The sequence below is a fragment of the Pseudooceanicola atlanticus genome (genome assembly GCF_000768315.1).
Lineage (GTDB): Bacteria > Pseudomonadota > Alphaproteobacteria > Rhodobacterales > Rhodobacteraceae > Pseudooceanicola > Pseudooceanicola atlanticus.
Genome location: NZ_AQQX01000004.1, coordinates 195,352 through 208,672 on the forward strand (window position 1 = coordinate 195,352; position 13,321 = coordinate 208,672).

Sequence of the window (13,321 nt, forward strand, 5' to 3'; positions counted from 1 at the left end):
GGGTACGACCGGCGATCCGGGCAAACCATTCAGTATGTGATTAACAAAACTCTCAGATGGTGATATTTGTCACGTTATGAGTGATGTGATCGACAAACGTGTGCGGGCCCGACAATTTCGGGCCAGATTGAGCCAGGCCATGCGCGCTGAAGGCGTCAGCCAGTCCGCTTTGGCGCGCGCGGTCGGCGTGGATCGCTCAACAATTTCGCAATTGCTGACGGGCGACGGGGCCAGGTTGCCCAATGCGCAGGTCGTCGGGGCCTGCGCGGCGGCGCTTGGTGTCTCGGCCGACTGGCTGCTGTCGCTGTCCGAACGGCCCGAAACGGCGGCGAATCTCCTGGCGACCTCCCTGTCGATCACGACAGCGCCCCGGGCATTGGTCGACGAACAGATTTTCAACTGGCACCAGGAGGCCGCCGGCTACAAGATCCGCCACGTCCCGGCCGCGCTTCCGGACATGTTCAAGACAACAGAGTTCCTGCAATGGGAATATTCCCCGCATCTCGGCCGCACGACGGAACAGGCGATCAACGCTTCCGAAGACCGTCTGTCCTGGATGCGCCAGGCCAATTCCGATTACGAGATCGCCCTGCCGCTGCATGAAATGGCCAGCTTTGCCTGGGCAGAGGGGTACTATTCCGGTCTGCCGCGCGACATCCGGCTGACGCAGATTGACCGGTTTCGCGACCTGTCACGGACGCTTTATCCCCGGCTGCGGATGTACCTGTTCGATGCGCGGCGGCTGTTTTCCTCGCCTATCACGGTGTTCGGTCCGCTGATGGCCGTGCTCTACTCCGGCCACCACTACATCGTCTTCCGCGACAAGGAACGGGTCCAGGCCCTGACCGAGGATTTCGACAACCTGGTGAGAGAGGCGACGATCACCGCGCGGTCCCTGCCCGATCATCTGGATAGCCTGCGCCGGATGATCACCTAGGCCGGATCGCCGATCGCCCGCGCGAGACCGTCGGGGGGCGGCAGTTTACCCTGCGCCTCGGCCAGGGATTTCAGCCGTTCCTCGAGCATCGCCGGCATCTGGGCCGACCGGCGGGTTTCCAGATCCACGTGCAGCAGCATGTGTTCGGCCGTGGCCAGAAGCCGGTCGTCAGACCGCAGCTCGTGCCACAGATGCATCTTCTTGCCCCCGCCCGAGATCACCCGCGTCTCGACCCGGATCGGGGCGCCTGCGCGCACCTCGTCCAGGTGGCGGATATGGGTTTCGACGGTGAAAAAACTCTGCCCGTTCTCGATATAGGCGCGGTCGCAGCCGACCAGCGTCATCATCCGGTCCGTGGCATTGCCGAAGACATCAAGATACCTCGCCTCGGTCATGTGGCCGTTGTAATCCAGCCAGTCCAGCGGCACCGCCCTGTTGATCGTCCGCACCGGAGCGCCGAGGTCGATGATATCGTTGAACCGCACCGGCACCCCGGCCCCGTCCAACCGCGTCGCGTCGACCTCGTTCTGGACCTTGCCGGCGCCCCAATCCTGCCAGCCCAGAGCCCGGATGACGGCGACAAGGTTCTTGTCGCGTTGCGCCTCGAGCTCTGCAATTGTCAGGTCGCCGGACTGGGCGTCAGACTGGCTCGCGATGGTCTGAACCAGGCTGTCGTCCATCGTGGGAACATCGGTCAGCTTGCTCCACGGCCATTGCAGCGCAGGGCCGAATTGCTGAAGGAAATGCGCCATGCCGCCTTCGCCGCCGGCGATGCGGTAGGTTTCGAACAAGCCCATCTGGGCCCAGCGGAGGCCAAAGCCCAGGCGGATCGCGTCATCCACCTCCGAGGTCGAGGCGACCCCGTCCTTCACCAGCCACAGCGCCTCGCGCCACACGGCCTCCAGCAGGCGGTCGGCGATATGGGCGGGCACCTCGCCCCTGATCTTAAGCGGCGCCATGCCCAGTTCCGACAGGATATCCTGTGCCCGTTCCACCAGCGCGGACGGGTTCGCCTGGCTTGCCACGATTTCGACCAGCGGCAGCAGGTAGACCGGGTTGAACGGGTGCGCCACGATGATCTGGTCGGGCCGGGCCGATTGTGCCTGCAGTTCCGACGGGGTGAAGCCCGAGGTTGACGAGGCCAGGATCGCCCCCTCGGCCATGTGCCCCTGGATCGCGCGGTACAGCGTCTGCTTCAACTCGATACGCTCCGGCACGCTTTCCTGTACCCAGTCGGCATCGCGGACGGCTTCGGACATCAGGCGCGGGAAGCTCAGGTCGCCCTCTTCCGGCAGGGCCACCTCGCCCAGGCCGGGAAGGGCCAGGCGCGCCCGGTTGATGACCTCGCGGACACGGTCCTGTGCAGCGGGTTCCGGGTCGAACACCCGCACATCCCAGCCGTTCAGCAGGAACCGGGCCGCCCATCCCGCACCGATCACACCACCACCGATGATTGCAACAACCCGCGTCACCGTTACCCCTGTGCCTCCTGTCTGACCAAACCCAGTTTTTCCCGCATCGCCGCGGGGCCCATCACCGTCGCGCCCATGGCCTCGATAATGGTGACCGCGCGCGTAACCAATTGTGCGTTCGTCGCAGTAACGCCACGCTCAAGCCAGAGGTTGTCCTCCAGCCCGACGCGCACATGCCCCCCCGCCAGGACGGAGGCCGCGACATAGGGCATCTGGTGCCGCCCCAGTCCAAAGGCTGAAAACGTCCAGCCCGCGGGGATATTGGCCGTCATCGCCTGGAACGTGGCCAGATCATCCGGCGCGCCCCAGGGCACCCCCATGCACAATTGCACCAGGGCGGGGTCACGCAGGATCCCCTCCTCGACCAATTGCCGGGCAAACCACAAATGGCCGGTGTCGAAACATTCGATTTCCGGCAGCACATCCAGGTCCGTGATCCGCCGCCCCATGTCGCGCAGCATGCCCGGAGAATTCAGCATGACATAGTCGTTTTCGGCGAAGTTCATCGTGCCGCAATCCAGCGTGCAAATCTCGGGCCGGCACTCTGCCACATGCGCCAGCCGGTCGGCCGCGCCGATTATGTCGGTGCCCTGTCCGGGCGGCAGGGGCTGGTCGGTGCCCCCCAGCACGAGGTCGCCGCCCATACCCGCTGTGAGGTTCAGCACCACATCCGTGTCTGATGCGCGGATCCGGTCCGTCACCTCTCGGTAGAGGGCCAGGTCGCGCGAAGGCGCACCGGTTTCTGGGTCACGCACATGGATATGAACCGCCGCCGCACCGGCGCGGGCGGCCTCCAGCGCGCTGTCTGCGATCTGGGCCGGGCTGCGCGGAACATGGCTAGATCTGTCCTGCGTCTGACCGGAGCCGGTCACGGCGCAGGTAATGAAGACCTCTCTCGACATCGACAGCGGCATGACAACCCTCCAACCCACAGGAAGGCGTGGATCGAAAGGTAGCGCAAGCGCCAAGGTGACGCCGAAGCGCTACGCCTGACGAAGTGTTGTATGCAGGTCACCAGCACAACCGACAGCTGCGCCAGGACCTAGGAAAACCGCTTATTTCAATACGGCATCGGATGGTCGCGATGCACCAGATCGATGTCTTCCAGCACCTCTTCGTCAAGCTCCAGATCGACACCGTCGAGGATGTGCTGCAGCTGATCGCGCGTGGTTGCGCCAAAGATGACGGAGGCCATGAAGGGACGGCTGGCCGCCCAGGCCAGCGCCATGTGCACCGGGTCAAGCTCGTGCTTGAACGCGACATCGAGGTAGTCATCGACCGCCTTGAAGACCCGGTCGTTCTTGCGCCCGCCGAGTTCCGGAACCAGCGACATGCGCGACCCATCCGGGACGGCATGCCCCTGGTACTTGCCGGTCAACAGCCCGGCGGCGAGCGGGGAAAACGCCATCAAGCCAACATCTTCGGCCAGGCACAGCTCTGCCAGGTCGGTGTCGAACAGGCGCGCCAGCAGGGAATATTCGTTCTGGATGGTGACCGCACGCGGCGTGTCGGTTTCCCCCGAAAGACGCAGCCATTGCGCCATGCCCCAGGCGGTTTCGTTGGACAGGCCGAAATGCCGGATCGTGCCGCGCTTGCGCTCGGCCTCGAGCGCGTGAAGGCATTCGGCCATGTCGTCCAGCACCGCGTTTCGGTCGATCCCGGCGGGATTGTAGGTCCAGTTCTGGCGGAAATGGTAGGAGCCGCGATTGGGCCAGTGGAACTGGTAGAGGTCGATGTAATCGGTCTTCAGGCGGCGCAGCGATCCCTCGATCGTTTCGCTGATCGTCTTGGCAGAGATCGGTTCCCCTTCCCTCACGGCCTTCATCCCCTCGCCGGAATGCTTGGTCGCAAGGATCACATCCGCGCGGTGGCCGCGGGATTTTTCCAGCCAGAGGCCGATGATGCGTTCCGTCCGGCCGATGGTTTCGGGCTTCACCGGGTTGACCGGATACATCTCGGCCGTGTCGATGAAGTTGATCCCGCGATCCAGCGCCATGTCGATCTGCGCATGGGCATCCTTCGTCCGGGTCTGCGAGCCCCAGGTCATCGACCCCAGACAGTAGTTGGAGATCGAAATATTGGTCCGGCCAAGGCGATTTTTTTGCATCCGGGTCCCTCGTCAATGCAGTTGGGGTAACGGGAAGAAGTTACCAAATGTCTGACGGCACTTAGGCTATCTTGGCAATTTGTCCAAATTTCTACGGGAAATTCGATTGAGAACATTTAGCGAACACCATACATTGTCGGCATGTCTGCTGCCATCCATCCGCTGCTGTCACGTCGTCCGCACAGGTCACCGCCTGCGCTCGATCTTGGCGCCGGGGCGTCGCTGGCCCTGTCCCGCCTGCACGAGGCATGTGGCGAGGCGCGGCGCAGTTTTGCCATGCTGGTGGCGGCACGGCTGGGGGCAGCCGGTCGGACAGGGCCGATCTGGTGGATCGGTCCGGAATGGCAGACAGAATGTCTGCTGGCCGACGGGGTCGCCGGTTTTGCCGGCGCGGGTCCGGAACGGATGATCTTTGCGCATCCCAAACGCGAAGAAGACGTGCTCTGGACCCTGGAAGAGGTCCTGCGCAGCGGCAGCGCGGCGCTGGCGGTGGCCGACCTTCCCGGGATGCCCGGGCTGACCGCTGTCCGGCGGCTGCACCTGGCGGCGGAAACCGGCGCAACAGAGGGGCGCAGCGCCCCGCTGGGCCTGTTGCTGACCCCCGGCGATGGCGGGGCGCAAGGGGTGGAAAGCCGCTGGCTCATGCAAAGCGCGCACCATAGCGGCAACCGCACCCGCTGGCGGCTTGAACGGTTACGCGCCCGGATGGAACCGCCCCGCAAATGGTTGGTCCATCGCCACAAGGGCGCCTGCATCCTTGCCGCGCCCGAACCACCCGCCCCGCCCAAAACGGCATCGGAGGTCGCATCCGGACTGGCATAATACCCACCGACACGGCAAAGCAGGATCATGCGCCTGATCCTCACCCTCGCCCAGCTCTTCCTGTCGGTCATCCTGCTCCAGCTCTCCTCGGGCGGGCTGGGCCCGCTCGACGCGCTGTCGGGACTGGCCGAGGGGTTCTCCAGGCAGCAGATCGGTCTGCTCGGCTCGGCCCATTTCCTGGGCTTCTTCCTGGGGTGCTGGTGGGCGCCACGCCTGATGGGCAGCGTCGGCCATGCCCGGGCCTTCACCGCCTTCGTGGTGTTCGGGGTGATCGGACTGCTGATGCACATGCTCATCGTCTCCCCCCTACCCTGGGCGCTGATGCGCGTGCTGTCAGGGCTGTGCATCGCCGGCAGCTACACGGTGATCGAGGGCTGGCTGATGGTCCGCGTGACCAAGGAAACAAGGGGCCGCACAACCGGCATATACCGCGTCGCGGATATGGGAGCATCGCTGATGTCACAATTGCTGATCGGGTTCCTCACCCCGGCCACCTACGCGTCCTACACGATCCTGGCGCTGGTCTGCTGCGCCGCCATCCTGCCGCTGACCCTGACCACAGCCGTGCAACCCACGATGTCGGAGGCGCCGCGCCTGCGCCCCGTCATCGCCTGGCGCACCTCACCGCTCGCCGCCGTGGCGGTGATCGTCGCCGCGCTCTCCGCCGCGACCTTCCGGATGATCGGCCCGGTCTACGGCCAGGCCGTGGGGCTGGAGCCGCGGCAGATCGCATGGTTCCTTGCGCTCTTCATCCTGGGCGGCGCACTGGCCCAAATCCCGGTGGGCTGGCTGGCCGACCGGTTCGACCGACGCCGCGTGCTGGTCGGCATCTCCGTCGCAGCGATCCTCAGCTGTATCGCCTCCTCGCTCACCGGCGGAGGCAGCGCGATGGCAGCACAGATCAACGCCTTCTTCTTCGGCATCGCCACCTTCCCGGTCTATTCCGTCGCCGCCGCCCATGCCCACGACTTCGTCAGCGATGACGAACGGGCGGAGCTATCGGCCGCGCTGCTCTTCTATTACGCCGCAGGCGCGATCTTCGCCCCCTATATCGCCGCCTGGTTGATCACCGGGTTCGGGCCGTCGGCCTTGTTCGTCATGGTCGCGGCCGGGCACCTGGCACTTCTCCTCTTCTCGTTCAGCCGCATCCGCGTGGGCCGCACGCCGCGCAAACGCACCGCCTATATCTGGGCGCCGCGCACCTCGTTCCTGGTCGGGCGCCTGACCCGGCGTGCGCGAGAACGGGAAAAGAGCTGACATCCCCCCTCTGGCACCATCCGCGCCCACGCGTTAAAGGGGGGCCGGAGCGTCGCAAAAGGGCATGACATGGCACGGCATCTGATCACCTCGGCAATTCCCTATATCAACGGGGTCAAGCACCTGGGCAACCTGGTCGGATCGCAATTGCCGGCCGACCTCTATGCCCGTTACCTGCGCGGGCGCGGCCATGAGGTCCTGTTCCTGTGCGCCACTGACGAACACGGCACCCCGGCCGAACTGGCCGCTGCCAAGGCCGGCCAGGATGTCGCCGAATATTGCGCCGAAATGCACGAGGTCCAGGCGCGTCTGGCCGAGGGGTTCCGGCTGAGCTTTGACCATTTCGGCCGCTCGTCCTCTCCGCAGAACCACGCGTTGACGCAGCATTTCGCCGGCCGTCTCTACGACGAGGGGCTGATCACAGAGGTCTCGGAAACCCAGATGTATTCCAAGGCCGACGGACGCTTCCTGCCGGATCGCTATATCGAGGGCACCTGCCCCAATTGCGGGTTCGACAGCGCGCGGGGCGATCAATGCGACAATTGCACCAAGCAGCTTGATCCGGTCGACCTGATCGATCCGCATTCGACGATTTCCGGGTCCAAGGACCTTGAGATGCGCGAGACCAAGCACCTCTACCTGCGCCAGTCGACGATGAAGGACCAGCTGGATGGCTGGATTTCCGCCAAGTCGGATTGGCCGGTCCTGACCACCTCGATCGCGAAGAAATGGCTTCACGATGGTGACGGGCTGCAGGATCGCGGCATCACCCGCGACCTCGACTGGGGCATTCCGGTCAAGCGCGGCTCCGAGGATTGGCCGGGTATGGAAGGCAAGGTCTTCTACGTCTGGTTCGATGCCCCGATCGAATACGTCGCCTGCGCGCAGGAATGGGTCGATGCGGGCAAGGGCAGCGATTGGGAACGCTGGTGGCGGACCGACAAGGGCGCCGACGACGTGACCTACACCCAGTTCATGGGCAAGGACAACGTGCCGTTCCACACCCTGTCCTTCCCGGCGACGATCCTGGGCTCGGGCGAGCCGTGGAAATTGGTCGATTACATCAAGTCGTTCAACTACCTGAACTACGAGGGCGGCCAATTCTCCACCTCGCGGGGGCGCGGCGTCTTCATGGACCAGGCGCTCGAGATCCTGCCTGCCGATTACTGGCGCTGGTGGCTGCTGAGCCATGCGCCCGAAAGCTCCGACGCCGAGTTCACCTGGGAGAATTTCCAGGTCTCGGTGAACAAGGACCTGGCCGACGTCCTGGGCAATTTCGTCAGCCGCGTGACCAAGTTCTGTCGGTCCAAGTTCGGCGAAACGGTCCCCGAGGGCGGCACCTATGGCCCTACCGAAGAAGCACTTATTGCCGATCTGAACCAGAAACTTGCCGCTTACCAGACGCACATGGAGGCAATGGACGTTCGCAAATCCGCCCAGGAATTGCGGGCAATCTGGGTGGCGGGCAACGAATACCTGCAATCCGCCGCGCCTTGGGCCGCCTTCAAGGAAGACCCCGATCGGGCGGCCGCCATCGTTCGGTTGTCGCTGAACCTGATCCGGGTTTACGCAATCATCTCGGCACCGTTCATTCCGGATGCCTGCGACACGTTGAAATCGGCCTTCGGCATCGAGGATGCAGCCTGGCCCGATGACATGTCCGATGCTCTGGCGGTTCTGCCTGCTGGCACGGAATTCACCGTGCCCGAAAACCTGTTCCGCAAGATCACGGAAGACGAGGTCGCCGACTGGTCCGCGCGGTTCTCGGGGCAGCGCAACTGAAGTCCTGCCGAACGATCAGAATGCGGTCCGTCACTGAACGGCCCGCCTGAATGGCAAAACCCCCGGCAGATCAACTCTGCCGGGGGTTTTCTTTTTCACATTCCGAGCCATGAGATGCACCCTCAGAATTCGTCCCAAGGCTGCGCCGAAGATGCCGGGGCGAGCGCGCGAACCGTACCGTTGGTCACCTCTCGCACAGCGCGCTTTGGCGTATCGAGCGATTTCCGTTTCGGCTGGGCGGATTGATGCAGCTTGAACTGGGCCGAGGCGGTGACGAGCGCACTGGCCTCGGAGGTCAGCGCATGGCTGGCCGCGTTTGTTTCCTCGAACATCGCGGCGTTCTGCTGCGTAACCTGGTCGAGGTCATTCATGGCCGTATTGATCTCGTTCAAGCCGGCCGATTGTTCCCGTGCAGAGGTCGCGATGGTCGTGACTCGTGCGGAAATGTCCGCGACGGCGCTGACGATCCGGGCCAGAGCGTCACCGGTCTGGTCGACCAGGTCCACCCCCGTGCGCACCTGTTCCCCCGAGGCCGAAATCAGTTCGTTGATCTCGCGCGCGGCTTCGGAGGACCGCTGCGCGAGCGCCCGGACCTCCGTCGCGACCACGGCAAAGCCACGGCCAGCATCCCCTGCCCGGGCAGCCTCCACCCCGGCGTTCAGAGCCAGAAGGTTGGTCTGGAAGGCGATATCCTCGATCACCGATGTGATCTTGGAGATCTCCTGGCTGGAGGCCTTGATCGCGTCCATCGCTGTCACGGCCTGCTTTGCGACCTCGCCGCCGGTTTCGGCCTGTGTCTGCGCGGTGGCCGCGATCTGGCTGGCCTCGTCCGCGCCAGCCGTCGCGGATTGAACAGATGCAGTCAGCTGGTCGAGGGCGGCTGCCGTTTCTTCCAGCGTCGCGGCCTGGTGCTCCGTCCGGCGTGCCAGGTTGTCGGCGCCGCTGGTAATGTCCGCAGCCTCCGAATTGATGGACTTCGCATTCTGAACGACCGCGCCCATGGCATCATGCAGGGATCGGACGGCCTGGTTGAAGTTCTGCCGGAGCTGTTCGTAGGCCGCGCCGAACGTCTGCGTCAGCTGGACGGTCAAGTCGCCACCCGCCAACTGCCCCAGACCAAGCTGCAGGGCATCGACAACCTCCTCCTGCTCCTTGGCGCGCTGCTTGCGGTCTTCCTCCGCCGCGATGGCCGCATAATGGGCGTCGGTGACATCGGCCCCGATGAACACGACCCGCACGACATCACCGTCGGAATTCGTGATCGGCGTCACGATCCCCTCAGCCACCGGTTTGCGCGCGTCTTGTGTCGGCAGCTCGAAACGACCCGAGATGATCTCGCCGTTCATCACCTTGGCGGTGTTCTCCTTCTGCTGCTGCTCGGAAGAATTGACCGAAACCAGCGCCTGGGCCGACGTTGTGCTGCGCAGTTGCGCATCGGTCAGCCCGGTGGCCGACAGGAAGGCATCGTTGAAATCTGCAACCTTGCCTTCCTCGCCGAGGTCGACGCGAAGCTGGTACTTTTCGATAGCACCGAGGATCGCGGCGTTAAGGGCCTTTTCCGAGACATCCTCAAGCTCAAGCACATAGCCAATGACCTCTCCGGTCTCGTTGCGGACGCCATCCATCCGCAGGTCCAGCCGGTTGCGCCCCCAGCGACGCTGTTTGGCGATCGGCAGGGTCTTCCTGCCGGCGGCCACGTCGGCAATCAACGTCCGGCATCCGGGAAGCGACATGAGCCCTTCGGAGGTCAGCATGTCCTTGTTGAACCGCGCCCAATCGTCCCCGGCTTGCGCCGCAAACGTACCCAGCAGGCTGTCACAGGCCCCATTCATGTAACGCAGTTTCATGTCCGGCCCGACCAGCATCAGGGCAGAGCCCGTTCCGCCGATGGCGGCGCTGCGGAACGCGTTTTCTTCCTGGGTGAGTTGTGCCTGTTGGAGATCGGCCTGGAGCGAGGACAGGGCACCGGCGATTGCGCCGATTTCATCCGCACGGCGGCGGCCCGGCACCTCGGTCGACAGGTTGCCACTGGCAACATCCTGCATGGCCTTGGCGACGGCCATCAGCGGGCGCGACAACCAGAACCAGAGAAGCAATCCAGCAGCCAACAGAGCAACAACGAAGACGATACCGGAGAGAAGAATGTCGGTGATGTGTTCGGCCCGCATCGCCTCCATCCGGATGTCCGGCGTCCAGGCCGTTGCAATGATGCCCGCCGGTTCGCCATCGCGGCCGAATACCACCGGTTCGGCGACGATCCAGCCATTGGGGCCCGTCTGGGTCGAATGCGATCTCAGCGCCTCTCGGGCCAAGGTCAGGGCAGCCCCCCTGTCAAAGCCGGGTTCGTCGGAGACGTAGACCTCGCGCCCGTCTGCGGACAGGACCAGACCGCCGATGACTTCGCCCCCGGTATCGGCACGCAGGGCCGCGAAAGTTTCTTCGATCTGCTCGATCTTGCCGAACCGGACCGCGCCGCCAAGCTGCCCGCCGAGGAAGATGGTGGTTTCGGACGCCCGTTGCGCCACGAATTCGCCGATCATCCGCGTCGTTCGAGCATTCGACAGGAATTGAGAGGTAAGCACGACGATCAGGATGCAGACTGCAACCACCACGGTGCCAACGGAAAAAGTGGATTTCAACGAACGGAAAACGGCCACGCCGCCGGCTTGCCTGCGCATGCTGGCATCCTTTCACATGTAACGGGGGTGGTGGGGCGACAGCCCCACCGGTCTTCAATCAGAACAGCATTTCGGCGTTCAGGCCGACGGTCGCCGCGCCGATGACTTCGCCACTGGTGGGGTCGACGATGGTGATGGACACTTGGCCCTGATAGGTCTGGGTGGAATCATCGTATTCGATGTCGCTGACATGAATGGACCCGGCGCCCAGGCCATAGGTTTCGCTGAACTTTTCCTCGTCGCCCTGCCAGTAATCCGACGTCGTGTCAGAGGCAGCGACGTTCAGGCCGCGACCGTCCATCAGGAAGACCTCGGTCATGATGCCGTCGGAGCCTTCGACATGGCGGCGCAGGAAGTCCGAGGTCGGATTGTTCAGCACCGGATCGATCAGCGGGCGACTTGCAAGGCCGACCTGCTGGCGCCAGTTGCGATCCATTTCGTCGATCTGGGGCTGAGACAGCGCGCGGGTGCGCATGTTCTGGGCCCGGATCGCATCGACGACGATCGGATCGTTCACCCAGCTCATGTTGTCACGGGCAAAGGATTTCATGGTTTCGGTATATTGATCCGCATGGACCCCGTGCGCAGAAAGCACGAGAGCAGCGGCCAGCCAGATTGGTTTCATTGCGGCATCTCCTGATAAGTGGAACCGCGATGACCATGAGGACGAAGGCTTACCGTCAGTTTAATCGCAAAACGAAAGCCAAATAGACCCCGGAAAATGCACGAACAATTTTCATCATGCGACGCGCCCCCGCGTCGCCAGCGCCTGGCGGCCCCTTCTCAGCGGTCGAGATACGCGTCCAACGCGGCCTCGACACCGTCGGACCAGATCATCCGCAGCCACCCGTCGAAGGCCTTGGCGAAAACCTCGTTTTCCCCAAGCGTTCCATAGATTTGGCGCAAATTGAGCCACGCCAAGGGTGTCTCCCGCACCTGCCGCGCAAAGTCTTGCAGGTCATCCCAGACGGGATCGTTGGGGACGATCTGGGTGCCATCCTCTCGTGTGCCTTCGCACATCCGCGCCCAGAGCGCCTGGGACAGCGCCAGCCCCTCCACCGGGGTGCCCGCAGCCAGGGCATCGCGGATCACGGGCAGGACCGCGCCGCTGTGGCGCGAGGACCCGTCAAAGGCGACACGGCGAACGGTGTCATGGATCTCGGGGTTGGAAAACCGCACCTCGATCAGGTCGACATAGGCCGCGGGCGTCATTCCGGGCACGGGATGAACCTGCGGTACGATCTCATCCGTGGCGACCTTGCGGAACATCGCACGGATCCGGGGATGGGCCATCGTCTCGGCGATCGTGTCGATCGACAGGACCTCGGCAGGCGCGGCAATGATCTGGTGCCCGCCATTCAGCAACCGTAGTTTCATCGCCTCGAAATCATGGACCTGGTCAGAGAATGTCGCGCCGACGCGGTCCCAATCGGGGCGGCCCGCGCAGAAGTCATCCTCGATCACCCATTGGCGGAAATTTTCGTGCGTGACCGGGGCGTTATCCTCGACCCCCATCTTGCGAACCCGGGCCAGTTCCCGCTCTCCGGTGGCGGGCACGATGCAGTCGACCATGGAATTGGGGAAACTCGCCCGCGCCTCGATCCAGTCCGCCAGTTCCGGATCGGACAGGCGGGCAAGTGTGACGACGACCTCTTTCAGGCGCTGGCCGTTGCCCGGCAGGTTATCGCAGGATTGACAGGCAAAGGCCCCGACGCCTGCGTCCCGACGCGCGCGCAACGCCGCGACGATGGCGCCAAAGGCGGTGCGGGGTGTATGCGGATGCGCCGCGTCATGCGCAATATCAGGATGATCCACGTCGAAGGATTTCGTCGCCGGATCAAGGTAATAGCCCCCCTCCGTCACGGTCAGTGCCACGATGCGGATCGCAGGGTCCGACATTTGCGCAATCAGCGGACCGTGCCCTTCGACGATCGGGACGTAGCCGATCATCGAGCCCACGACCTCGGCCGAGACACCCGCCGGGTCCAGTTCGATCAGCGTCGTCAGGTAATCCTGCTCCACGAGCTTGAGCCGCTGCGCCTCGTCATACGGCCGTACGCCCGCACCGATGATGGCCCAGTCCAACGCCTCGCCCTGCTGCATCAGGCGGTGCAGGTACCAAGCCTGATGCGCCCGGTGGAAATTGCCCAGCCCGATATGGACGATCCCCGGCGTCAGCTGCGACCGGTCATAGCGGGGGCGTTCGATCCCCGCGGGCAGATCATCCAGGGTGGCATTGCTCAGCTTCATCATCTTTGATCCTCGG

10 protein-coding genes are annotated in these 13,321 nt (G+C 64.0%); 4 read left to right on the forward strand and 6 right to left on the reverse strand.

Translation table 11 applies throughout. The features are described 5' to 3' along the window. Positions 1–76: 76 nt before the first annotated feature. Entirely contained in the window at positions 77–937 is an 861-nt protein-coding gene (locus tag ATO9_RS12085; protein ID WP_043749171.1) for a helix-turn-helix domain-containing protein, read from the forward strand. Here the strand turns inward: ATO9_RS12085 and ATO9_RS12090 are convergent. The 3 genes from ATO9_RS12090 to ATO9_RS12100 all read right to left on the reverse strand — a co-directional run bounded on the left by ATO9_RS12090 (position 934) and on the right by ATO9_RS12100 (position 4,516). Then, positions 934–2,409, reverse strand: coding sequence for a carnitine 3-dehydrogenase (locus ATO9_RS12090; protein ID WP_043749174.1), 1,476 nt, complete (start codon positions 2,407–2,409; stop codon positions 934–936). The genes ATO9_RS12085 and ATO9_RS12090 overlap by 4 nt on opposite strands. A gap of 2 nt (positions 2,410–2,411) precedes the next feature. Beyond that, a complete protein-coding gene (locus ATO9_RS12095) occupies positions 2,412–3,323 on the reverse strand; it encodes a beta-keto acid cleavage family enzyme (protein ID WP_043749177.1) in 912 nt (303 codons plus the stop codon). Positions 3,324–3,469: 146 nt separating this feature from the next. Continuing rightward, positions 3,470–4,516: an aldo/keto reductase gene (locus ATO9_RS12100; RefSeq protein ID WP_043749178.1), complete on the reverse strand. Its 1,047-nt coding sequence runs from the start codon at positions 4,514–4,516 to the stop codon at positions 3,470–3,472. 141 nt (positions 4,517–4,657) lie between these two features. On the opposite strand from ATO9_RS12100, the gene ATO9_RS12105 reads away from it, so the two are divergent. From ATO9_RS12105 to metG, 3 genes are all read left to right on the forward strand, one after another. After that, positions 4,658–5,338, forward strand: coding sequence for an ImuA family protein (locus ATO9_RS12105; protein WP_043749180.1), 681 nt, complete (start codon positions 4,658–4,660; stop codon positions 5,336–5,338). Positions 5,339–5,365: 27 nt separating this feature from the next. Then, the gene (locus ATO9_RS12110; RefSeq protein WP_043749182.1) at positions 5,366–6,595 is read left to right on the forward strand and encodes an MFS transporter; all 1,230 of its coding nucleotides are present in this window, start codon (positions 5,366–5,368) and stop codon (positions 6,593–6,595) included. Positions 6,596–6,664: 69 nt separating this feature from the next. Further along, complete coding sequence (metG, locus tag ATO9_RS12115) at positions 6,665–8,377, forward strand: methionine--tRNA ligase (protein WP_043749184.1); 1,713 nt, start codon at positions 6,665–6,667, stop codon at positions 8,375–8,377. Positions 8,378–8,499: 122 nt separating this feature from the next. Here the strand turns inward: metG and ATO9_RS23485 are convergent, their stop codons facing one another. From ATO9_RS23485 to ATO9_RS12130, 3 genes are all read right to left on the reverse strand, one after another. Next, complete coding sequence (locus tag ATO9_RS23485; RefSeq protein ID WP_052418277.1) at positions 8,500–11,055, reverse strand: methyl-accepting chemotaxis protein; 2,556 nt, start codon at positions 11,053–11,055, stop codon at positions 8,500–8,502. A 58-nt stretch (positions 11,056–11,113) separates the two neighbouring features. Beyond that, entirely contained in the window at positions 11,114–11,680 is a 567-nt protein-coding gene (locus ATO9_RS12125) for a hypothetical protein (RefSeq protein ID WP_043749187.1), read from the reverse strand. 158 nt (positions 11,681–11,838) lie between these two features. After that, positions 11,839–13,308, reverse strand: coding sequence for a mannitol dehydrogenase family protein (locus ATO9_RS12130; RefSeq protein ID WP_043749190.1), 1,470 nt, complete (start codon positions 13,306–13,308; stop codon positions 11,839–11,841). Between the last annotated feature and the right edge of the window lie 13 nt (positions 13,309–13,321).

Bases quoted from the DNA above. Each gene is read 5' to 3' on its own strand.
- metG (WP_043749184.1), top strand. From the start codon at position 6,665: ATGGCACGGCATCTGATCACCTCGGCAATTCCCTATATCAACGGGGTC.
- ATO9_RS23485 (WP_052418277.1), bottom strand. From the start codon at position 11,055: ATGCGCAGGCAAGCCGGCGGCGTGGCCGTTTTCCGTTCGTTGAAATCC.
- ATO9_RS12125 (WP_043749187.1), bottom strand. From the start codon at position 11,680: ATGAAACCAATCTGGCTGGCCGCTGCTCTCGTGCTTTCTGCGCACGGG.
- ATO9_RS12105 (WP_043749180.1), top strand. From the start codon at position 4,658: ATGTCTGCTGCCATCCATCCGCTGCTGTCACGTCGTCCGCACAGGTCA.
- ATO9_RS12095 (WP_043749177.1), bottom strand. From the start codon at position 3,323: ATGCCGCTGTCGATGTCGAGAGAGGTCTTCATTACCTGCGCCGTGACC.
- ATO9_RS12085 (WP_043749171.1), top strand. From the start codon at position 77: ATGAGTGATGTGATCGACAAACGTGTGCGGGCCCGACAATTTCGGGCC.
- ATO9_RS12110 (WP_043749182.1), top strand. From the start codon at position 5,366: ATGCGCCTGATCCTCACCCTCGCCCAGCTCTTCCTGTCGGTCATCCTG.
- ATO9_RS12130 (WP_043749190.1), bottom strand. From the start codon at position 13,308: ATGATGAAGCTGAGCAATGCCACCCTGGATGATCTGCCCGCGGGGATC.
- ATO9_RS12100 (WP_043749178.1), bottom strand. From the start codon at position 4,516: ATGCAAAAAAATCGCCTTGGCCGGACCAATATTTCGATCTCCAACTAC.